The sequence below is a fragment of the Pseudoduganella flava genome (assembly GCF_007830495.1).
GTDB lineage: Bacteria > Pseudomonadota > Gammaproteobacteria > Burkholderiales > Burkholderiaceae_D > Rugamonas > Rugamonas flava.
Genome location: NZ_VLKW01000003.1, coordinates 706,578 through 726,983, shown reverse-complemented (window position 1 = coordinate 726,983; position 20,406 = coordinate 706,578). Strand labels below are relative to the sequence as shown.

The following is a 20,406-nucleotide window of genomic DNA, read 5'->3' as shown; positions in this document are numbered from 1 at the left end:
AGAAGCACGATGCTCCCCGACACCCCAGCCGACATCCCTCCCGATCCCGTCCCGCCCGCGCCGCCGCGCAAGAAGCCGCATACCCGCCCGCTGAGCCGGGGCGCGCTGGCCGTCGTGCTGGCCGCGCTGTCGATGCTCGGGCCGTTCTCGATCGACGCCTACCTGCCCGCGTTCCCCGAGATCGGCCGCTCGCTGGCCGCCACGCCGCTCGAAGTGCAGCAAAGCCTCACCGCCTACATGCTGTCGTTCGCGGCGATGGTGCTGTGGCATGGCGCGCTGTCCGATGCATTTGGCCGGCGCAACGTGATCCTCGTGTCGCTGATCCTGTTCGCGATCGGCACCATCGGCTGCGCCGCCGCGCACACGGTGCATTACCTGTGGTTCTTCCGCATGCTGCAGGGCGTGTCGGCCGGTGCCGGCGTCGTCGTCGGGCGGGCGATCATCCGCGACCTGTACCACGATGCCGAGGCGGCCCGGCTGCTGTCGCTGGTGACGATGATCTTCTCGATCGCGCCGGCCGTGGCGCCGATCATGGGTGGCGTGATCGTCAAGTACCTGGACTGGCGTGCGATTTTCCTGACCCTGTTCGCGTTCGCGATCGGCCTGTTCGTCGTCTGCTGGCGGCGGCTGCCCGAGACGCTGCCGCTGCACAGGCGCCAGCCGTTCAATCCCCGTTTCCTCGTCGGCAGCTATCGCGAGATCCTCGGCTCGCCGCTGTTCCACCTGAAGTCCCTGATCGTCGCGCTGAATTTCTCCGGCCTGTTCGTCTACATCACGGCCGCACCGCGCATGCTGCCGGAGCAGCTGCACCTGGGGCCCGACCAGTTCGGGTGGCTGTTCATCCCGGCGGTCTCCGGCATCTTCACGGGCGCGCTGTTCGCCAACCGGCTGGCCGGCAAGATCACGTTCGAACGGCAGATCGCCGTCGGCTTCTGCTTCCTGCTGGGGGCTGCCGGCATCAACGTCGCGTGGCACCTGTTCGTGCCGCCCGCCGTGCCGTGGACGTTGCTGCCGCTGTTCTTCTACACGTTCGGCATGTCCGTCGTCGCGCCGGCCGCCACGTTGATGGCGCTGGACCTGTTCCCGCACATCCGCGGCACGGTGGCCTCGTGCCAGTCGTTCGAGACGACGCTGGCCGGTGCCATCGTGGCCGGCGTCATCGCGCCGGCGCTGGCCGGCTCGGTGTTGTGGCTGGCCATCGGACAGCTCGTGTTTACATCGCTGGCGCTCGGCTTGTGGTTGACGGCGCGCGTGTACCGGCGCATGCTAACGCCCCAAACCGCAGAGCAACATTAATTTGCAGAAATTTTAGAACGAGTTCACTAGGAAATTTATGTTTCCTACAAGTTAATGTATATTTATGCTAGGATGAATCTTAAGTTGCGTTAAGAAAACAACAACAGCGCATCGGAACCATCCGACCCAACAGCGGAGTACAGATCAGGTGGCATGCCGGACGCGGCAGGGGCCGCCTTTATTCGGAAGACGTCCACGGCGGCAGTGATACGATGCACCAACCAGACCACGACATTCGCAACCGCTTGACCGTTGCCAGGCTGCCGGCGATGCCGCAGATCCTGATCAAGCTGATCGAGATGTTGCAGGCCGACGAAGCCGGCATGCCGGAGCTGGCCGCGCTGATCGCCCAGGATGCGGGCATGACGGGCAAGATCCTGTCCGTTGCCTACAGCTCGGCCTACCGCGTCAATCGAACGGCCGGCCTGGAGCAGGCTCTCGTCTCGCTCGGCACGGACATGATCAAGACGCTGGTCATCAGCGAATCCGTGTTCCAGACCTTCAACAACTTCCCCCATTCCGGCAGCGCCGACCTGCGCGCGTTCTGGAAGCATTCGCTGGGCGCGGCCGTCGTCGCGCGCGACGTGGCGCGGATGATGGAGTACCCGCACGTCGAGGAAGCGTACCTGGCGGGCCTGCTGCACAACGTCGGCCGCCTGGCCCTGCTGGCCACGGCGCCGCGCGAATACGCCAACAACTTCATGGCGCGCGACGATGAGGAGCTGTGCGCCGTCGAGCAGCGCACGTTGCAGATCACGCACACGGAGGCGGGCGCGTGGCTCGTCGAGCGCTGGAACCTGGATTCGTTCCTGGCCGACAGCGTGCTGTATCACCACGAGCCCGTGGCGCGCCTGGCCGCGGCGCATCCGCTGATCCGCATCGTGCGCCTGGCCCACCTGCTGGTGTACCACCCGGACCTGGGCGCGGCGATCGACACGGCCGCCGAGTTCTGTGGCGTCGCGCCGCGCGACCTGGATGCCGTGCTGAAGGCCGCCGCGCGCCAGGTGCAGAAATCGGCCGAGTACCTGGGCATCGATCTCGCCGGCGCGGACGACATCGTCGCGCTGCCCGCGCAGATGCCCGCGCCGCCGGTCGACCCCGTGCAGGCGCGCCTGCAGGAAGAGGTGCGCAATATGGTGCTCGTGACGGAGATGGGGCAGACGTTCGCCCGCCAGCAGGGCGAGACGGCGATGCTGGAAGCGGTGACGCGCTCGGCGCGCATCCTGTTCGACCTGGGCACCACGGTGATCCTGCTGGAAGACCCGACGGGCCAGGCGCTCGTCGGCGCCGCGGCCGGCGAACACCAGCAGCGGCTGGCCGAGTTCTCGATTCCGCTGGGCCGGCATGGCGCAGCGGGCAGCGCGATCGCCGGTGCTGCCGCCAACCGCAAGCTGACGCTGCTGACGCGCGGCACGCAGCCGCTCGGCATCGCCGAGGAGCAGCTGTTCCGCATCCTCGGCACCGAAGCGATGGCATGCCTGCCGCTGGTGGCGGGCCAGCGCTGCTTCGGCGTGCTGGTGGGCGGCGTCGCCGCGTGGCAGCTGCCGGCCATCGGCAAGCGCGAGGGCTTCATGCAGGCGTTCGGCAAGGAAGCTGCGGCGGCGCTGGAGACGGCGATCGCGGAACGGAGCCGGGCGCGCCGCCAGATCACCCACGTGGCGGAGGAATACCGCGAGGCGTCGCGCCGTGTCGTGCATGAAGTGAACAACCCGCTGTCGATCATCAAGAACTACCTGTCGGTGCTCGATGCGAAGCTGGCGCGGCGCGAGCCGGTGGTGGCGGAGATGTCGATCCTGAACGAGGAGATCGACCGCGTGGGCCAGCTGATCAACGGCCTGGCCGACCTGCAGCCGACCGACACGACGCGCGTGACGAACATCGCCCGCGTCGTCGACGACGTGCTGCGGCTGTTCCGCGCCACCGATTTCATTCCCGCCTCGGTGCAGGTGCTGGTGCGCATGCAGGACGATCCGAACGAGATCGATGGCGATGCCGACCTGCTCAAGCAGATCCTCGTCAACCTCGTGAAGAACTCGATCGAGGCATTGGAAGGGGGCGGGCGCATCGAGATCGCCAACCGCGGCCACGTGAACCGCGACCGCAAGCTGTACGTGGAGCTGGTCGTGGCCGATACGGGGCCGGGCCTGGCGCCGGAGGTGCTGGCGAACCTGTTCGCGCAGGTGCCCAGCAAGAAGGAAGGCAAGCACCATGGCCTGGGACTGTCGATCGTCCACGACCTGGTCAAGAAACTGAATGGGCTGATCACCTGCCGCAGCGGCAAGGACGGCACCAGCTTTGAAATTCTGCTGCCCGCCCGCGGCAGCAACAGCCAGCTCGCGGCAGTGCCCGCGCGCGTGATGGAAGCGTAAGGATGAACGTGAATACCGACCTCTCACCGGCCGGCCCTGCCGACTTCTTCCCCCGCCTGCTGCTGGTGGACGACGAACCGCGTCTGCTGTCGTCGCTGTACGAACTGCTGCGCGACCGCGACTACCACCTCGTCACCGCCACCTGCGGCAGCGAGGCGCTGGCGCACCTGCACCGGATGCAGTTCGACCTCGTGCTGCTGGACCTGCGCCTGCCCGACATGAGCGGCCACGAGATCATGGACGTGATCAACGAAGAGGAGTTCGATTGCGACGTGATCGTGATGAGCGGCGACGTCGGCATCGAAGCGGCGATCGGCGCGTTGAAGCGGGGCGCCTACGATTACCTGCGCAAGCCATACAGCCGCGAGGAGCTGCTGAAGACGGTGGAGAACGCGCTGCAGAAGCGCCGCCTGGCCGTCGACAACCAGTGCATCGCCCAGCGGCTGGAAAACTCCGAGAAGATGTACCGCTACCTGGTGGACAGCTCGCCGGACATCATCTACACGCTGAACCACGAGGGCAACTTCACGTTCATCAACGACCGCGCCTACCAGCTGCTGGGCTTCACGCGCGATGAGCTGATCGGCAAGCACTACTCGATCCTCGTGCACGACGAGGACCTGGAACGGGCCCGCTACGTGTTCAACGAGCGCCGCGTCGACGAGCGCGCGTCGCGCAACGTCGAGCTGCGCCTGAAGTGCAAGAGCGCGACGGGCGGCGCCGACCGCACGTTCAACAATACCCTGATGACGATCTCGCTGAACGCGATCGGCATGCACGTGCCGGACGGCCCGGAGAGCAAGCAGAACAAGCGCGAATTCTTCGGCACCTACGGCGTGGCGCGCGACATCACGGACCGCAAGCGCGCCGAGGAGATGATCTCCTACCAGGCCTACCACGACATCCTGACGGACCTGCCGAACCGCATGCTGTTCAAGGATCGCCTGGGCCTCGCGGTGATCCAGGCCAAGCGCAAGCTGACGGAGCTGGCCGTGATGTTCATCGACCTGGATCGCTTCAAGCTCGTCAACGACACGCTCGGTCACGTGAAGGGCGACGAGCTGCTGCAGCAAGCGGCCGCGCGGCTGAAGGAATGCCTGCGCAAGGGCGACACGCTGGCGCGCCAGGGCGGCGACGAATTCACGATCGTGCTGCCGGAACTGCGCGACCGCAACGATGCCAAGGTGATCGCCGAAAAATTCCTCGAGGCGCTGCAAAAGCCGTTCGACCTGGATGGCCACGTCGTGCACATCTCCGCGTCGATTGGCATCGCCGTGTATCCGACCGACGGCGAATCGATCGACGAGCTGCTGCGCCACGCGGACATCGCGATGTACCAGGTGAAGGCGCTGGGCAAGAACGGCCACAGCTTCTATCACAACTCGATGCTGGACATGTCGCACCAGAAGATCGCGCTGGAGCAGGCGCTGCGCCGCGCGCTGGAGAACAACGAGCTGGAGATGTACTACCAGCCGCAGGTGGACGTGGCCACGGGCCGCATCATCGGCGCGGAAGGGCTGATGCGCTGGAACCATCCGCAGCGCGGCCTGCTGTCGGCCGGCGAGTTCCTGCCGTTCGCGGAAGAGAACGGGCTGATGCTGCCGCTGTCGGACTGGATGCTGGGCGCGCTGTGCCGCGACCTGCTGCTGTGGAACCAGGCCGGTGGCGACAACATCCGGCTGTCGCTGAACTTGTCGCCGCAATACCTGGACCGCGGTGACTTCTTCGAGAAGATGCGCGGCGCGCTGACGCGCTACGGCATCTCGCCGGCGCAGATCGAAGTGGAGATCACGGAGAACATCTGCATCCGCAATCCGCAGTACGCGATCGAGCAGTTGAATAAACTGTGCCAGCTGGGCGTGTCGGTGGCGATCGACGATTTCGGCACCGGCTATTCGTCGCTGGCCTACCTGCACCGCTTCCCGATCCACACGATCAAGATCGACCAGAGCTTCGTCAAGGAGATCCACGACGAGAACGGCCACTACCCGGTGATCCTGGCGATCATCTCGATCGCCCGCGGCCTGGGCCTGCACCTGATCGCCGAAGGCGTCGAGACCGAGGTGCAAGCGCGCTACCTGCAGGCGAACGGCTGCACGACGATGCAGGGCTACCTGTACCACCGGCCGATCGCGCTGACGTCGTTCGTCGGCGTGCTGCAGGCGCAGAATCAGGCGCAGAATCAGGGGCAGAACGTGCCGCCGGCGCCGCCGATGATCGCCGTGCAGGCGTAAGGCGCGATGGGGGATAACGCAGTGCAGGCCGTCGATACGGCCGGGGGTTCCGATGAATTCCAGCGCATCAAGGCGCTGGCCGAGCGCGGTGTCGCCAACGCCCAGCACAGCCTGGGCTTCATGTACTTCAACGGCGACGGCGTGCCGCAAAGTTACGAGCTGGCGATGGCGTGGTACCGGCAGGCCGCCAACGCGGGCCTGGAGCATGCCCAGTACAACCTGGGGGTGATGTACCAGAAGGGGCAGGGCGTCGACGCCGACCTGGACGAGGCGGCGCGCTGGTACCAGCTGGCGGCCGAACAGGGTTACGCGGCCGCGCAGTACAACCTGGGCTGGCTGTACGCGAAAGGCCAGGGCCTGCCGCAGGATGCCGAGCGGGCCCGCCACTGGTTCAGCAAGGCGGCCGAGCAGGGCGACGCGGGTGCGCAGAACAACCTGGGCATGATGTACGACACGGGCAAGGGCGTGCCGCAGGACTTCGCGCAGGCGATCATGTGGTACCGCAAGGCCGCCGAGCAAGGCTATGCGCGCGCCCAGTACAACCTGGCGCTGCGCTACGACAGCGGGCAAGGCGTCGCCAAGGATGCGCAACAGGCCGCCGCCTGGTACCGCAAGGCGGCCGAGCAGGGCCACGCGCCGGCCCAGTTCAGCCTCGCGCTGCGCTACGAGCGGGGCGACGGCGTGGCACAGGACAGCGCGAAGGCCGTGCACTGGTACCGCGCGGCGGCGGAGCAGGACCACGTCAGCGCGCAGTTCAACCTCGCCCTCATCCACGACAACGGCCAGGGCGTGCCGCGCGACGAGCAGCAGGCCATCGAGTGGTACCGCCGCGCGGCCGAACAGGGCCACGCCGCCGCGCAGCACAACCTGGGCCAGCGCCATGAGCTGGGGCAGGGCGTGCCCCGCGACCTGGCCGCGGCGGCGCAGTGGTACCGCAAGGCGGCCGACCAGGGCTTCCCGTCCGCCCAATACCATCTTGGCCTGCTGTACGACAGCGGCACCGGCGTGCCGCGCGACGCGGCCCAGGCGCTGGCCTGGTTCCGCCAGGCCGCCAGCCAGGGCCACCTGCGCGCCCAGTTCGACCTCGGGCTGCGCCACGAAACGGGGCAGGGCGTGCCGCTGGACCTGCGCGAAGCGATGCACTGGTACCAGCGCGCCGCGGAGCAGGACTACGCGGCGGCGCAGTACAACCTGGGCCTGCTGCACGACCGCGACGACGGCCCCGCACCCAGCGTCGTGCAGGCGAACGGCTGGTACCGCAAGGCGGCCGAGCAAGGCCACACGCTGGCCCAGTTCACGCTGGCGCTGCGCTACGACAACGGCCAGGGCGTACCGCGCGACTTCGCTCAAGCGCTGGCCTGGTACCTGAAAGCCGCGCTGCAAGGCCACGCCCGCGCCCAGCTGAACGTGGGCCTCATGTACTTCGCGGGCCAGGGCGCCACGGCCGACATGACCCAGGCGCTGCAATGGTTCCAGCTCGCCGAGCGCAACGGCGAGCAAGCGGCAACGAAATACGTCCGCGAAGCCGAACTGCGGCTTGCCGCCGCCACGCCACCCAACACCCATCTCGATCTGATCATCACCTCCACCAGCAACGGTTGAGCTCGTGTCCCCTGGTGCCAGGCACCAGGGGACACGAGCTCAACTTTAACAAATGTCCCTTGGTGCCTGGCACGAGGGGACACGAACTCATCAATAATTTGATTCTTAGTGACAATTGGTGATGAAGTTTGGCAATTCCGCGCCGTTACTGCTGAGTAGGGGAAAGCCTTCTCCCCATCAGATAAGGGTGCCGCGATGGCAATGACTTTGAACACGAACGTCAGCTCGCTGTTCGCGCAGCGCGCGCTCACGCGTTCGGGCATGGATGTGACGACGTCCCTGCAACGCCTCTCCAGCGGCTTGCGGATCAATTCGGCGAAGGACGACGCGGCCGGGCTGGCGATCTCGGAGCGGATGACGTCGCGCCTGCGCGGCCTGGCGCAGGCCGGCCGCAACATCAATGACGGCATCTCGCTGACGCAGACTGCGGAAAGCGCGCTCGGCCAGATCGGCGACAACTTCCAGCGCATCCGCGAGCTGGCCGTGCAGGCCGCGAACGACACCAACAATGCGAGCGACCGCCGGGCGATCCAGCTGGAGGCCGACGAGCTGGTGAAGGAGAACCAGCGCCTCGTCGTCGACACCCGCTTCAACGGCATGGCGCTCTTGGACGGTTCGTTCTCCGGCGCGATCCAAGCCAGCGAGCGCGCCGGCGACCTGCTGATGTTCCAGATCGCTGCCGTCTTCACGCACGAGGACGAGGACATCGACATGAGCGATCACGCCGGCGCCACGCTGGCGCTGCAGTACATCGACAGCAAGATCGACTTCATCGACATCGAGCGCGCGCGGCTCGGCGCGATGCAGAACCGCCTCACCTACGCCTACAACAACGTGTCGATGACGTCGGAGAACCTGGCCGCGTCGCGCTCGCGCATCCTCGATACGGACTTCGCCGCCGAGGCGGCCAACCTGACGCGTGCGCAGATCCTGCAGCAGGCCGGCTCCGCGATGCTGGCGCAGGCGAACTCGATGCCGAACCAGATCCTGCAGCTGCTGCGCTAGCGATTCAGCACACTAGCGCGCGGTAGCGGCGCGCCCGAACTGGCGGTCCAGCCAGTCGTACGCCTGCTCCTGCGCCTCGACGGGGAAGGCGTGGCCGCCGGGCCGCACGTGGGCCTCGAACTTGTCGGCCGCACCCCACGCGCGCCACACCCGCGCCATCTTCGCGTAGGCGACGCGCACGGAGTCGACGGGGAACAGCTTGTCCTCCGCGCCGGCAAAGAACAGCGCCGGCTTCGGCGCGGCCAGGCTCGCGACGTCCGGATGATCGAGCCAGCGCAGCAGGCCCGGATGCATCATCTGGAATGCCGAGGATCCCTTCAACTGGTTACTGCCGGGGACCATCAGGCCGTCCGTCGTCGCCATCCAGTTCGAGGCGATGACGGCCTTCACGTCGTCCGACAGCGCCGCCACCTGCCACGCGCGGAACGCGCCCATCGAGAAGCCGAGCGCTGCGACGCGCGTCTTGTCCACGTCGGGCAGCGCGGCAAGGAAGGCGGCGGCGCGCACGTCTTCCAGCGCCATGTTGCCGGCCATCGAGCTGCCCAGGTTGAAGAAGTTCGACGCGAGCGCCTGCTGCGCCTCGCCCGTCAGCGGGCCGCGATCGCCCCAGCCGACGGCGTCCGCGCACAGCACCACGTAGCCGCGCGCGGCCAGCGCGTCGCCCGGCCAGCGGCCCGAGAAGTGCTTGTCAGCCCATGCCTTCGCGGACGCATGCTTCGCCGCGTCGGCCGCGCCGAACGGCTCGATCATCTTTTCCTTGCCGATGTCGAACTTGCCGCCATGGTCGTGCAGCATCAGCATCGCCGGATGCGGGCCCGCGCCCTTCGGCACCAGCAGCAGCGCGCGCACGCGGCTCATGCCCGTGAGGTTGAACACCACCTGCTTCGCCACGTAGCTGCCGCGGTCCTGCTCCGCGATCACCTGCGGCTGGAACGGCGTGTCGTCGGGCTGCTGGAGCGTGGCTTCCCACACCTTCGCACGGGCCTTGGCACGCCATGCCGCCAGGTCCTTCACGTCCGGCGAGTACGCCAGCGGAAACGTCATCTTCGCCTTCAATGCCGGCGCGAAGGCGGGCATATTGTGTTCGACGCCGGGCGCCTGGTAGTCCTGGGCGTGCGCGCCCGTCATCCATGCCGCGATGGCGCAGGCGCCGAGAAGCCGCAGCGCGGCAGTCAGACCGGCACTGGTTCCGTGATCGTACGTTGGCGTGTCGGCATGCTCGGCATTGCTCATTCGGCGTCTCCTGTTGTTCGCGGCAGGCCCACATCTTGCCACAACGCTTAGGATTGCCTTCATGTTGCGGCGCTATGCTATGTTCGGGCGCGCCCCACGATAAAACCAACAAGGAGTCCACGATGTCCAAGCCTGTCATTGCCGCGTTGTGCCTGTCCCTCTTCGCCCATGCGGCCCTGGCGCAAAGCGAACCGCCGACAGCGGAGGCGCCGCCGGAACAGATCCTCGTCGTCGGCCAGAAGCCCGGTCCCGGCCTGTGGAAGGTCACGAAGGACGATCATGTGATGTGGGTGTTCGGCACCTACGCGCCGCTGCCGAAGAAGATGGAATGGCGTTCGCAGCAGGTCGAAAACATCATCGCCCAATCGCAGGAGATGCTGACGGCGCCTTATGCGGAGCTGGGCGTGGGGTTCCTGCGCAGCCTGACCCTGCTGCCGTTCATGATCGGCATGGACAAGAACCCCGACGGCAAGACGTTGCACGACCTGCTGCCGGCCGACACCTACGAACGCTGGCTCGTGCTGCGCAAGAAGTACCTGAAGGACGACGCCGACTATGACCGCAAGCGCCCGTTCTTCGTGGCGGGCGAGCTGACGGAAAAGGCCGCGGGCGCGGCCGGCCTGTCGCTGGGCAAGGACGTGCGCGACAAGCTGCTCAAGCTCGCCAAGCAGAACAACGTGAAGATCACGCCCGTCAAGCTGGAGCTGCCGGTGGACAGCCCCGTCAAGGCGGTGCGCGACTTCAAGAAGTCGACGCTGGACGACGTCGCCTGCCTGGCCCGGACGATCGACCTGCTGGAAACGGACGTCAGCGCCTACCAGGCGCGCGCCAATGCGTGGGCGAAAGGCGACATCGCGGGCATCCGCGCGCTTGACTTCTCCGAGCAGGATTCGGCGTGCTCCCACGCGGTGGAGGAGAGCACGGTCATGAAGGAGCGCGGCCTGACGGACATCGACGCGCGCGTGCGCAAGTACTGGCTGGAGACGGCCGGCAAGGCGCTGGCCGCGAACAGGAGCACGTTCGCCGTGCTGCCGATCGAGCGCATCGTCGGCAAGGACAGCTACCTCGCCGCGCTCGAAGCGCAGGGCTACAAGGTCGAGCAGCCGGAGTAGGCGCGCTTCACCTGAGCTGAACGACCACCTTGCCCTTGGCGCGCCCTTGCGCCAGGTACTCCAGCGCTTCCTTCGCCTCGGCGAACGGAAACACCTTGTCGATCACCGGGCGGATGCGCTCCTGCTCCAGTAGTTGGCCGATCGTGGCCAGCTGGCCGCCGTCGGGACGCACGAAGAGAAACCCATAGCTGACGTCCCGTGCGGCGGCGCGGCGCTTGATCTTCCGGCTCATCAGGCCGAACACGAAGGTCAGCAGGAAGTTGAGCCCGCGCGCACGGGCGAACGCGGCATCGAGCGGGCCGACGAGCGAGACGATGCTGCCGCCCGGCTTCAGGATGCCGATCGATTTCTCGATCGTGTCGCCCCTGAGTGTGCCGAGCACGACGTCATAGCCCTGCAGCACCTGCTCGAATTCCTGCTTGCGGTAGTCGACGATCTCGTCCGCGCCCAGGCCGGCCACCAGTTCGACGTTGCCGGTGCTGGTGGTCGTTCCCACGATGGCGCCGAAGTGCTTCGCCAGCTGGATCGCGAAGGTGCCGATGCCGCCCGACCCGGCGGGCACGAACACCTTCTGGCCGGGCCGCAGGCCGGCGCGCTCGCGCAACGCCTGCCAGGTCGTCAGCGCGACCATCGGCACGGCGGCCGCCTGCACGAAATCCAGGTTGGCCGGCTTCAATGCGGCGGCGCTTTCCGGCACGGCGACGAATTCGGCCAGCGTACCCCTGCCCAGGTCGAACACGCTGGCAAAGATCGCATCGCCCGGCTTGAACCGTGTCACGTCGCGGCCGGTCTCGATCACGATGCCGGCGACATCGCTGCCCAGCGTGGCCGGCAGCGCGAATTTCAGCACGGGCTTGAACATCCCTGTCGGGATCATGTTGTCGATCGGGTTCACCCCGGCGGCGTGCACCTGGACGAGCAGCTCGTCAGGCCGTAGTGCCGGGAGGGTAACCTCGGTGATGCCGATGTCGGGTGACTTGCCGTAGCGTTGGAATGTCAGTGCTTGCATGGCGGTTCACTGCCCGATCGGTTGCCGGTAACGTTCGGCCGCGTTAGCCTGGCGGATGTCCGAGATCAGGCCCTGGCGTGCGCCGTCGAGCGCATCCCAGCGGTCGGCCACGTGCAGCGGCGGGATCGTGACCGCCTCGCGCCGATCGAAGCCCACCAGTGCCGCGTCAACCAGTTCGCCGACCTCCATCACTTCCGGCAGCTGGTTGATATCCATGCCGGCCCGCTCCCAGATCTCGGTGCGCGTCGCGGCCGGCAGCACCGCCTGTACGTAGACGCCCCGCGGCGACAGCTCCAGGCTCATGCCCTGCGACAGGAACAGCACGAAGGCCTTGGTCGCTCCATACAGGGTCATGCCCAGTTCGGGGGCGAGCCCCACGACAGAACCGATGTTCACGATGGCGCCCGTCCCCGCCTGCGCCAGGCGGGGCGCAACAGCGGCCGCCAACCGGGTCAGCGCCGTCGTGTTCAGCGCGATGACGCGTTCGATGGCCTCCGCGCCCTGCTGGACGAAAGCGCCCGTCTGCGCCATCCCGGCATTGTTGATCAACACGCCAATGCGGGCGTCGTCACGCAGCCGCTGTTCGACCGCCGCGAGGTCGGCCGCCTGGGTCAGGTCGGCCTGCAGCACTTCGACGGCGACGCCGCTGTCCGCGCGCAGGCGCTCCGCCAGCGCGTCGAGACGTTCCTTGTCGCGTGCGACCAGCACGAGGTCGTGCCCGCGGCGCGCGAAGCGCTCGGCGTAGGTGGCACCGATGCCGCTGGAAGCGCCCGTGATCAGGATGGTGGTGGATGGATTCATGAGGCTCTTTCGCAAAGGTGAGTGTGGACGGCGGCGCGCATCCGACCCGCCGGAAATGGTGGGATGGCTTAATGATGACGGTCATAATCTATCGTGTCAAGGGTTTGATTACGATCGACATCAATGTATAGTGGGGGCTTGCGGATAACGAGGTGGGATATGAAGGTGACGAAGGCGCAGGCGCAAGCCAACCGGGAACGGGTCGTCGAGACGGCGTCCGCGCTGTTTCGCGAGCGCGGCTACGATGGAGTCGGCGTTGCCGACCTGATGGCGGCCGCCGGCTTCACGCACGGCGGCTTCTACAAGCATTTCCGCTCGAAGGCGGACCTGATGGCGGAATCGGCGGCATGCGGCATCGCGCAGACGGCGGCGCTGTCGGACGGCGCGGACGAGGCGGCGTTCGTGCGCCATTACCTGTCGCGCCAGCATCGCGACGCGCGCGCCACGGGCTGCACGATGGCGGCGCTGGGCGGCGATGCCGCGCGCCAGCCGGAAGCCGTGCGCGCCACGTTCGCCGCGGGCATCGAGAGCCTGCTGGCTGCGCTGGGGTGCGGCGCCGGGGAGGAGGGGGCGGATGGAGTGGACCAGGCCGCGCGGCGCGCCGGCTGCCTCGACATGCTGGCGCACGTGGTCGGGGCGCTGGTCATGTCGCGCGCCTGTCCGGACGACTCGCCCCTTGCCGATGAAATCCTGGTGGTCTGCCGCGACAAGGTGCTTGCGTCGTTGGACGCCGCCGCGGGGGACTCCTCGGCTGAGGACGGCACGCACTGATCCGTACGCACGCCAGGGCCGGCCTCGGCAGACTGCCATATTGTCAATGCGGGGAAAAGCCGCGTAGAATGCGGGCAACGCGGGTGTAGCTCAATGGTAGAGCAGGAGCTTCCCAAGCTTAAGACGAGGGTTCGATCCCCTTCACCCGCTCCAGTGTTTATAAAGCCTTTCCTCTTCCTGAGGCTTTGCTCATCGCGAAGCTGATCCCGCAAGCCTGGCCAGCCAGGTTCGTAGCTGGCGCCTCGGTGCCTGTTGATTCGTGCGTCTTCCAGGCGAGACCCAAGTTCAATCATTGCGCAGGCAGCACGGCCGTGCGGTATCCCAGCTGCTTGCAGAACGAGTTCGGCAGACCAGCGGACATCCGGCCGAGGTATCGCTGGTCCGCCACCCCTGGGGCACCGTTTCGAGGGCCGCAGGGCAATGCTTGAGATTGAATTGCCGTGTCTAAGAAGCTGATTCGCGAAGCAATTGCACCGTGTCGTAACTCCGATCCAGATGCTCGCCCCACATCTCCTTACCTTGCTCCGACAGATAGAGCAACCAATCCAGAAGTAACGCGTACTCCGCCGATTTCCAACCACACAGGCGAGATGTGAAAAATTCGTCCCAAAGACTCTTGTCAGGCGTTCGATCAAGAGCCTGTAGTAAAGAATCGATTGGATACGACCATTCGACTGGTGCTTCCAGGGCGCACATCAGAATGGACGGAAAATAATATCTGAACGCTTCCGGTGTGAACGCCGAAAAAGCGCCTGGATGCCTGTTCCAATCATCCCTGCGGATTTCCTTCCACAGTTTGCCGGAAAACCACATCGCGTCCTGCCCATCCGGGTCAGACAAAGGCCGGCTGGTCAGCGCAAGCGGCTTAGTCGTGGCGGAGTAATAATCTATGATTTGCTGAGTTAACATCGGTTGCAAGGGTTCTTGAAGCGCCTGCATTTTGTGGGAGATAACTAGCTTAAAATCTTTTACATAGTCGCGTAAATAGAATTCCGATTCAAGAAGGCAAGAATTATGCAGTCGGTGCGCCGCATAAAGGAAGCTGTGCTTCCGTGCGGTGCATGAAGACGGAGCAGCCGGAAGCAGCCGGTGCGCCGAAATCATCGTATAATCCCCGCGCAACCGGCCCCCGCGGTGGAGCCGGCAACCACAGGTACCGATACGCGCCGCATGTCCTCACGCATCCTCGTTCAACTGCTGCTCTCGCTGCTGTTGCTGGTCTCCCAGCAGCTGGCGCTGGGGCACGGCTATGCGCACTTGCAGCGCATCGGCACGGAGCAGGTGGCGAGCGACGACGACGACGACGGCCAACCGCGGCCCCTGTCGGCCGACCACCTGTGCGGCCAGTGCCTTACCGCCCACCAGCTCGTGTTCGGGCTGGGTGGCTTGCCCACCTATTCGTTCAAGGCCGTAGCGCCCAGCTACCCGACCTTTGTTTCCGCCGCCACGTCGCCGGCCTGCCTGCAGGTCGTGTGCGTGTTCCAGCCGCGCGCGCCGCCTCGCGCCTGACCAGCACCAAGTCATCCGTTATCGCTTGAGCCGCCGCGCATCGCTTGCGCGGCGGCGGCTCGTCATTCTTTTCGAGGTTGAATATTCAATGAACACGCAACGCACGCTGCTGGCCAGCGCCATCCTGGCCGCCCTGTCTTCCTTCCACACCGCCGCTTTCGCCGATGCGGCCCCCGATGCCGCACCGGCGGCCGACGACGTCGTCCCGAAGGTCGTCGTCACCGCCAACCCGTTCCGCAGCGCCGAGGGCGAGCAGATCCTGACGCCGGCCAAGGTGCTGCAAGGCGACGAGCTGCGCGACAAGGCCGGCAGCTCGCTGGGCGAGACGCTGTCGCAGGAACTGGGCGTGTCCGCTTCCGCGTTCGGCGCCGGTGCCTCGCGCCCGATCATCCGCGGCATGGAAGGTCCGCGCGTGAAGATGCTGGAGAACGGCATGGCCGTCTCCGACGTGTCCGGGCTGTCGAACGACCACGCGGTGGCGGCCGAAGGCGCCGTCGCGCACCAGATCGAAATCCTGCGCGGCCCGGCCGCGCTGCTGTACGGCTCTGGCGCGATCGGCGGCCTGGTCAACGTCGTCAACGAGCGCATTCCCACCGCGCTCGAACCAAAGCTGACGGGCCAGGCCGAGGCGCGCTACAGCACCGTCGACCAGGGCAAGAACGCCTCCGGCACGCTCGATGGCGCGATCGGCAAGTTCGCGCTGCACGCGGACGGCAACTGGCGCAACGCCGACGACTACAAGATCCCCGGCACGCGCGTGATCGGCGATCCGGAGTCGGGCTCCGGCCGCCTCGCCAACTCGTTTACGCGCGAGCGCAACGCGGGCCTGGGCAGCTCGTACGTGGACGAGTGGGGCTACGTCGGCGCCTCCGTGTCGCACCTGACGAACCTGTACGGCATCCCCAGCGCGGAAGGTTCGAAGATCGACCAGAAGCAGACGCGCTACGACGTCGAAGGCCTCGTCAAGGCGCCGTTCGCCGGCTTCGAGAACCTGAAGTTCAAAGCTGGCCACACGGACTACGAGCACGCCGAACTGGGCGAGGACGATGCACCGGAAGTGATCTTCAAGAACCGTTCGACGGAAACCCGCCTGGAGCTGTCGCACCTGCCGGTGGCGGGCTGGCGCGGCACGTTCGGCATCCAGACGGAGAACACGCACTTCTCCGCGCTGTCCGCCGAGGGCGGCCCGGATACGGTGCCGACTACCCGGTCGACGTCGCAGGCCGGCTTCCTCGTCGAGGAAAAGGACCTGGGGCCGGTGCGGCTGTCGGCCGGCGGCCGCCTGGAGCACGTCAAGCGCGAACCTGTCACGGGGCTGGACCGCTCGTTCGACCTGAAGTCCGGTTCCGTCGGCGCCCTGTGGCCGTTCATGCAGGGCTACAGCGCGGGCCTTACGTTTTCGTACGCGCAGCGCGCTCCCGCCACCGAAGAGCTGTATTCGCACGGTCCGCACGACGCGACCGCCACCTTCGACATCGGCAATGCCGATTTCAAGAAGGAGGCGTCGCGCAACGTCGAGCTGTCGCTGCAGAAGACCAGTGGCCTGGTGCGGTGGAAGGCGAACGTCTATCGCAACAAGGTCAACGACTACATCTACGGCAACGTCACGGGCAATCTGCTGGACGAGGAAGGTAATCCGGGCGATGAGCTGCGCGAGCGCATCTTCGAGCAGGCCAATGCGACGATCCGCGGCGCCGAGGCCGAGCTGACGTACAACGAATACGGCGCCGGCTGGTCCGGCCGCGTGTTCGCCGACACGTCGCGCGGCAAGCTCGATGCCGGCGGCAGCCTGCCGTTGCAGCCGGCCGACCGCGTCGGCGCTTCCGTCGGCTACCGGATGGATGCGCTGCGCGCTGGCCTGTCGCTCGTGCATGCGCGCGGCCAGGACCGCCTCGCATCGTTCGAGACGACGCCGACGGACAGCTACAACCAGCTGAACGCGAACGTGTCGTACACGCAGAAGGTGGGCGACTACGACCTGACCTACTTCGTGCTGGCGAAGAACCTGCTGAACGACGAGATCCGCGTGTCGACGTCGGTGCTGAAGGACATCGCGCCGCTGGCCGGCCGCAGCTTCGTGTTCGGCGTGCGCGCGAAGTTCTGACCGAGTTTTCTTCCCCACCGGCCGGCGGAACCCGAGTATCGGTTACCGCCGGCGCCCTGGCCTTCGCCACAGCGCGAACGTGCGCGCTGCCCGGCCCGTTTCGCCCACACGTACGCGACCTGGACCACCCCCCGCCGACGCAGCGGATGGAACTTGCCTTAGGGTGCGGCATCTAACCGACGAGCAATGGGTCATGCGCGATCCTTTGCTTTACGACGTGTGTCGTGCTTGAAGGAGAAGATCATGTCAGATAATCTGCAACAACGAGGGCCGCAGGACCGCTCGCGGATCAACGTCAATGAGCCGTGGGAACTGCGCTACTGGACGAAGGAGCTGGGGCTGTCGGAAGACGAACTGCGCCAGGCCGTGAAGGAAGCCGGGCCGAGCGTCGAGGCCGTGCGCCAGCATGTGGGCAAGCTGCATTGAGGCGCAGTGGGAAGCCGTAAGGACAAGCCGTACTGAGAATCTGTACTGAGAAGCTGTACCGAGAAGCTGTAAAGCGGCGGCCGGGCATGGCGGTTCGGCCAGCCGATTTGTCCTGTCAGGTCAGCGGCAAGCGTGCGCGCGGCCGAGGCTGCGCGTGCTAGCATGCCCGCTTCCTCTCGCAGTTACACAGGCATTCACACTTTGTAGAAGTAGCATGACCGAAGACATCTGGGTAAAAGGTTACGTCTACAGCGTCGAGGTGACCGAAGAATCGGCCGGGCGCTATCGCGGGCAGATTCTGATCAAATCGCACCGCTACACGGGCCGCACGTTCGAGCCGCCCATCCTCATCGAAACCCCGGCGCTGTTCAAGCGCGAGCACGCGGCCGAGATCGAGGCGCGCGCGCTGGCGCGCGAACTGATCGACGGCGGGCACGTCGAAGACCGCATCCGCGTGGTCCAGCAAGGCGCGGCCTGACGCTGCCCGTCAGTCCTTCAGCGACACGTCGAGCGACACGGTGTAGGCCAGGCGCTTGCCTTCCCACTCGCCGCCCCCGCGCACCGCCGCATCCGTCGACGTGAGCTGGCCGGCGATCTCATGCCGCGCCAGCATCTCGCGAAACGCCAGCGCGTCTTTCGGCGCCAGGTAGCCGACCATCTCGCCGGCCAGGAACACGGCCACCGCCTTGTCTTCGTAGGGATTGGCGTCGTCCGGCAGCAGCAGTGCCGGGTGGCGTGCATCGGCCTTGTCGGCGCCATGTGCGCCGGCCAGCCGTGCGATCGTGTCGCGGTAGCGCGATTCGCCGACCACTTCCAGTTCGAAGCGGCCGCCGTCGGACCAGTGGCGCACGGGCGCGCCCTCGGGCACCGGCGTGTACGAGCCGCCGCTCGGATGGCCTTGCCATGGCGCGGGCTTAGGCCGTCCCTTCAGCAGGAAATACAGCGCGATGAGCGCGACGACGATGATTGCGATGTTGAGGGCGAGGGCCATGTGCTGCGCTTCGTGACGACAAAAAGAGCGCCATTATCGCAGGCCGCGGGCGCTTCTGGCGGGTTTGGGCGAATGCTATAATCGCCCTTTTTTTCAGCAGAGTTCCATGTCTTCCGAAACCCCACCGAAGGGCCCCGCGCGGTCCATGCTGTACGACCCGACCGAGCGCCGCATCAAGAGCTTCGTCACGCGCGCCGGCCGCCTGTCCACCGCGCAGGAGCGCGCGCTGAGCGAACTGGGGCCGAAGTACATGATCGAGTACGCGAAGGCGCCGCTGGACATGCAGCAGGCGTTCGGTCGCCAGGCCCCCGTCATCCTGGAGATCGGCTTCGGCATGGGCCAGACGACGGCGCACATCGCCAGGCAGATGCCGGAGAAGGACTTCATCGGCGTCGAAGTGCACACGCCCGGCGTGGGCAGCCTGCTCAAGCTGATCGGCGAGGAGGGCCTGACGAACCTGCGCGTGATCCAGCACGACGCCGTCGAGGTGCTGAACAACATGATCCAGCCGGGCACGCTGGCCGGCGTGCACGTGTTCTTCCCGGACCCGTGGCACAAGGCCCGCCACAACAAGCGCCGGCTGATCCAGGCGCCGTTCGTCAAGCTGCTGGTGGACCGCCTGCAGCAGGGCGGCTACCTGCACCTGGCCACCGACTGGGAAGATTACGCGGTGCAGATGCTGGAAGTGCTGTCGGCCGAGGAAGGCTTGCAGAACACGGCGGACGGCTATGCGCCGCAGCCGGCATACCGGCCGCTGACCAAGTTCGAGAACCGCGGCCTGAAGCTGGGGCACGGCGTGTGGGACCTGGTCTTCACGAAGAAGTAACGCAGAGAAGTGTCTCAGCGGGCGGGCGCCAGCGCGCCCGCCGCCGGCTTTTGCGGGCGTGGCAGGAACACCAGCAGATTGCCGGCGATGACGAGCGCCAGCCCGGCGAACGAGGCGGCGCTCCAGCGGTAATCCTCGTAGATCGACGACACCGTCAACGCAACGACGGGGAACAGCACCGTGCAGTACGCGGCGCGGTCCGGCCCCATCCTTCCCACCAGCAGCAGATACGCCGTGAAGCCGATCACCGAGCCAGGGATCGCCAGGTACAGCAGCGACCCGACGTACTGCGTGGTCGGCTCGAACGTGAACGGCATGCCGAGTGCCAGCGCACCCACCGTCAGGATGGCGGCGCCGATGTACATCGCCCACGTATTGGTCAGCCACGGCGTCAACCCGAGCGCCTGCATCTTCGACGACAGCAGATTCCCCGCCGAGAAGCACAAGGTACCGAGCAGCGCGAGCGCCAGCCCCGCCAGCATGCCGCCATCGCCCCAGTGGCCCTGCATCTGCGGCAGGAACAGCACGCCGATGCCGGCCAGCCCCAGCGCCGCCCCGCCCATCACCGCGGCACGGATCGGCCGGCCGAGGAACAGGCGGCCATTGATCGCGTTCCACACGGGCGCCGTCGAAAACACGACGGCCACGAGCCCGCTGGGCACGTGCGCGCTCGCATAGTAAAAGCACAGGAAATTACAGCAGAACAGCGCGGCCCCCTGGGCCAGCAGATAGCGCCACGCCTGCCGCGGCGGCCACAAAGGCTTGCGCGTCGCGACGAGGATCGCCAGCAGCACGGTGGCCGCCAACCAGAAGCGGCACGCAATCGACACCGGCGCCGGCACACTGCCCAGCTGCAATTTAATCGCAATCCACGTCGTGCCCCAGATCAGCACGGTGGTGAGGTAAAGCAGAGCATTCATATCAACCCTTGTCGTAAAAGCGGCACAGGGGACTGTCCCTCGTTTCGGGAAATATTGCCCAAATTCGGGGACTGTCCCTCGATTCTGGAAATATTGACCGCAGGATCGCTTTGTCGCTTGTCTGCCCTTGCGGACTTGCCGCCGTTCGCACGGGCAATGCCGTCCGGCTATTTCTGACCGCGCAGTGTGGCGATCGCG

At 66.4% G+C, this 20,406-nt stretch carries 18 protein-coding genes and 1 tRNA gene; 13 read left to right on the top strand and 6 right to left on the bottom strand.

The window, feature by feature from the left end; all coding sequences use genetic code 11:
• Positions 1–9 precede the first annotated feature (9 nt).
• From IP92_RS11420 to IP92_RS11400, 5 genes are all read left to right on the top strand, one after another.
• Positions 10–1,296: a multidrug effflux MFS transporter gene (locus IP92_RS11420; RefSeq protein ID WP_145874660.1), complete on the top strand. Its 1,287-nt coding sequence runs from the start codon at positions 10–12 to the stop codon at positions 1,294–1,296.
• 212 nt (positions 1,297–1,508) lie between these two features.
• Positions 1,509–3,665, top strand: coding sequence for an HDOD domain-containing protein (locus IP92_RS11415; protein ID WP_229418724.1), 2,157 nt, complete (start codon positions 1,509–1,511; stop codon positions 3,663–3,665).
• A 2-nt stretch (positions 3,666–3,667) separates the two neighbouring features.
• On the top strand, positions 3,668–5,899 hold the full coding sequence (locus IP92_RS11410) for a putative bifunctional diguanylate cyclase/phosphodiesterase (RefSeq protein ID WP_145874658.1): 2,232 nt from the start codon (positions 3,668–3,670) through the stop codon (positions 5,897–5,899).
• A 6-nt stretch (positions 5,900–5,905) separates the two neighbouring features.
• A complete protein-coding gene (locus tag IP92_RS11405) occupies positions 5,906–7,501 on the top strand; it encodes an SEL1-like repeat protein (RefSeq protein WP_145874655.1) in 1,596 nt (531 codons plus the stop codon).
• A gap of 195 nt (positions 7,502–7,696) precedes the next feature.
• Positions 7,697–8,506, top strand: a complete 810-nt coding sequence (locus IP92_RS11400) for a flagellin N-terminal helical domain-containing protein (protein WP_145874653.1) — start codon at positions 7,697–7,699, stop codon at positions 8,504–8,506.
• A gap of 12 nt (positions 8,507–8,518) precedes the next feature.
• Here IP92_RS11400 and IP92_RS11395 read toward each other — a convergent pair whose 3' ends face one another.
• On the bottom strand, positions 8,519–9,739 hold the full coding sequence (locus tag IP92_RS11395) for a dienelactone hydrolase family protein (protein WP_145874651.1): 1,221 nt from the start codon (positions 9,737–9,739) through the stop codon (positions 8,519–8,521).
• Between the two features lie 122 nt (positions 9,740–9,861).
• Here IP92_RS11395 and IP92_RS11390 point away from each other — a divergent pair, with 122 nt between their 5' ends.
• Positions 9,862–10,851, top strand: coding sequence for a TraB/GumN family protein (locus IP92_RS11390; RefSeq protein WP_145874649.1), 990 nt, complete (start codon positions 9,862–9,864; stop codon positions 10,849–10,851).
• 7 nt (positions 10,852–10,858) lie between these two features.
• Here the strand turns inward: IP92_RS11390 and IP92_RS11385 are convergent, their stop codons facing one another.
• Entirely contained in the window at positions 10,859–11,860 is a 1,002-nt protein-coding gene (locus IP92_RS11385) for an NADP-dependent oxidoreductase (protein ID WP_145874647.1), read from the bottom strand.
• A 6-nt stretch (positions 11,861–11,866) separates the two neighbouring features.
• The gene (locus tag IP92_RS11380; protein ID WP_145874645.1) at positions 11,867–12,661 is read right to left on the bottom strand and encodes an SDR family NAD(P)-dependent oxidoreductase; all 795 of its coding nucleotides are present in this window, start codon (positions 12,659–12,661) and stop codon (positions 11,867–11,869) included.
• A 159-nt stretch (positions 12,662–12,820) separates the two neighbouring features.
• On the opposite strand from IP92_RS11380, the gene IP92_RS11375 reads away from it, so the two are divergent.
• A complete protein-coding gene (locus tag IP92_RS11375) occupies positions 12,821–13,432 on the top strand; it encodes a TetR/AcrR family transcriptional regulator (RefSeq protein ID WP_145874644.1) in 612 nt (203 codons plus the stop codon).
• A gap of 79 nt (positions 13,433–13,511) precedes the next feature.
• Positions 13,512–13,585, top strand: a tRNA-Gly gene (locus tag IP92_RS11370).
• 291 nt (positions 13,586–13,876) lie between these two features.
• Here IP92_RS11370 and IP92_RS11365 read toward each other — a convergent pair.
• Entirely contained in the window at positions 13,877–14,536 is a 660-nt protein-coding gene (locus IP92_RS11365) for a hypothetical protein (protein WP_145874643.1), read from the bottom strand.
• Positions 14,537–14,602: 66 nt separating this feature from the next.
• Here IP92_RS11365 and IP92_RS11360 point away from each other — a divergent pair, with 66 nt between their 5' ends.
• From IP92_RS11360 to IP92_RS11345, 4 genes are all read left to right on the top strand, one after another.
• Positions 14,603–14,941, top strand: coding sequence for a hypothetical protein (locus IP92_RS11360; RefSeq protein WP_145874642.1), 339 nt, complete (start codon positions 14,603–14,605; stop codon positions 14,939–14,941).
• Positions 14,942–15,029: 88 nt separating this feature from the next.
• Positions 15,030–17,045, top strand: a complete 2,016-nt coding sequence (locus IP92_RS11355; protein ID WP_145874641.1) for a TonB-dependent receptor — start codon at positions 15,030–15,032, stop codon at positions 17,043–17,045.
• 243 nt (positions 17,046–17,288) lie between these two features.
• Positions 17,289–17,471 (top strand): DUF3606 domain-containing protein, encoded by a 183-nt coding sequence (locus IP92_RS11350; protein ID WP_145874640.1) that lies wholly within the window; start codon positions 17,289–17,291, stop codon positions 17,469–17,471.
• A gap of 214 nt (positions 17,472–17,685) precedes the next feature.
• Entirely contained in the window at positions 17,686–17,949 is a 264-nt protein-coding gene (locus tag IP92_RS11345; RefSeq protein ID WP_145874639.1) for a hypothetical protein, read from the top strand.
• A gap of 9 nt (positions 17,950–17,958) precedes the next feature.
• On the opposite strand, the gene IP92_RS11340 is transcribed toward IP92_RS11345, so the two are convergent.
• Complete coding sequence (locus tag IP92_RS11340; RefSeq protein WP_145874638.1) at positions 17,959–18,462, bottom strand: hypothetical protein; 504 nt, start codon at positions 18,460–18,462, stop codon at positions 17,959–17,961.
• 145 nt (positions 18,463–18,607) lie between these two features.
• Between IP92_RS11340 and trmB the strand changes: the two genes are divergently transcribed.
• Positions 18,608–19,288 carry a tRNA (guanosine(46)-N7)-methyltransferase TrmB gene (gene trmB, locus IP92_RS11335; RefSeq protein WP_145874899.1) on the top strand — a complete coding sequence of 227 codons (681 nt, stop codon included), beginning with the start codon at positions 18,608–18,610 and terminating at the stop codon, positions 19,286–19,288.
• Positions 19,289–19,302: 14 nt separating this feature from the next.
• Here the strand turns inward: trmB and IP92_RS11330 are convergent, their stop codons facing one another.
• Positions 19,303–20,208 (bottom strand): DMT family transporter, encoded by a 906-nt coding sequence (locus IP92_RS11330; RefSeq protein WP_145874637.1) that lies wholly within the window; start codon positions 20,206–20,208, stop codon positions 19,303–19,305.
• Positions 20,209–20,406 lie beyond the last annotated feature (198 nt).

Excerpts from the sequence above, each read along its gene's own strand:
- IP92_RS11330 (WP_145874637.1), bottom strand. The coding sequence starts at position 20,208 with ATGAATGCTCTGCTTTACCTCACCACCGTGCTGATCTGGGGCACGACG.
- IP92_RS11415 (WP_229418724.1), top strand. The coding sequence starts at position 1,509 with ATGCACCAACCAGACCACGACATTCGCAACCGCTTGACCGTTGCCAGG.
- IP92_RS11375 (WP_145874644.1), top strand. The coding sequence starts at position 12,821 with ATGAAGGTGACGAAGGCGCAGGCGCAAGCCAACCGGGAACGGGTCGTC.
- IP92_RS11355 (WP_145874641.1), top strand. The coding sequence starts at position 15,030 with ATGAACACGCAACGCACGCTGCTGGCCAGCGCCATCCTGGCCGCCCTG.
- IP92_RS11350 (WP_145874640.1), top strand. The coding sequence starts at position 17,289 with ATGTCAGATAATCTGCAACAACGAGGGCCGCAGGACCGCTCGCGGATC.
- IP92_RS11360 (WP_145874642.1), top strand. The coding sequence starts at position 14,603 with ATGTCCTCACGCATCCTCGTTCAACTGCTGCTCTCGCTGCTGTTGCTG.
- IP92_RS11390 (WP_145874649.1), top strand. The coding sequence starts at position 9,862 with ATGTCCAAGCCTGTCATTGCCGCGTTGTGCCTGTCCCTCTTCGCCCAT.
- IP92_RS11410 (WP_145874658.1), top strand. The coding sequence starts at position 3,668 with ATGAACGTGAATACCGACCTCTCACCGGCCGGCCCTGCCGACTTCTTC.
- IP92_RS11420 (WP_145874660.1), top strand. The coding sequence starts at position 10 with ATGCTCCCCGACACCCCAGCCGACATCCCTCCCGATCCCGTCCCGCCC.
- IP92_RS11400 (WP_145874653.1), top strand. The coding sequence starts at position 7,697 with ATGGCAATGACTTTGAACACGAACGTCAGCTCGCTGTTCGCGCAGCGC.
- IP92_RS11385 (WP_145874647.1), bottom strand. The coding sequence starts at position 11,860 with ATGCAAGCACTGACATTCCAACGCTACGGCAAGTCACCCGACATCGGC.
- IP92_RS11365 (WP_145874643.1), bottom strand. The coding sequence starts at position 14,536 with ATGATTTCGGCGCACCGGCTGCTTCCGGCTGCTCCGTCTTCATGCACC.
- IP92_RS11345 (WP_145874639.1), top strand. The coding sequence starts at position 17,686 with ATGACCGAAGACATCTGGGTAAAAGGTTACGTCTACAGCGTCGAGGTG.
- IP92_RS11405 (WP_145874655.1), top strand. The coding sequence starts at position 5,906 with ATGGGGGATAACGCAGTGCAGGCCGTCGATACGGCCGGGGGTTCCGAT.
- trmB (WP_145874899.1), top strand. The coding sequence starts at position 18,608 with ATGCTGTACGACCCGACCGAGCGCCGCATCAAGAGCTTCGTCACGCGC.
- IP92_RS11340 (WP_145874638.1), bottom strand. The coding sequence starts at position 18,462 with ATGGCCCTCGCCCTCAACATCGCAATCATCGTCGTCGCGCTCATCGCG.
- IP92_RS11395 (WP_145874651.1), bottom strand. The coding sequence starts at position 9,739 with ATGAGCAATGCCGAGCATGCCGACACGCCAACGTACGATCACGGAACC.
- IP92_RS11380 (WP_145874645.1), bottom strand. The coding sequence starts at position 12,661 with ATGAATCCATCCACCACCATCCTGATCACGGGCGCTTCCAGCGGCATC.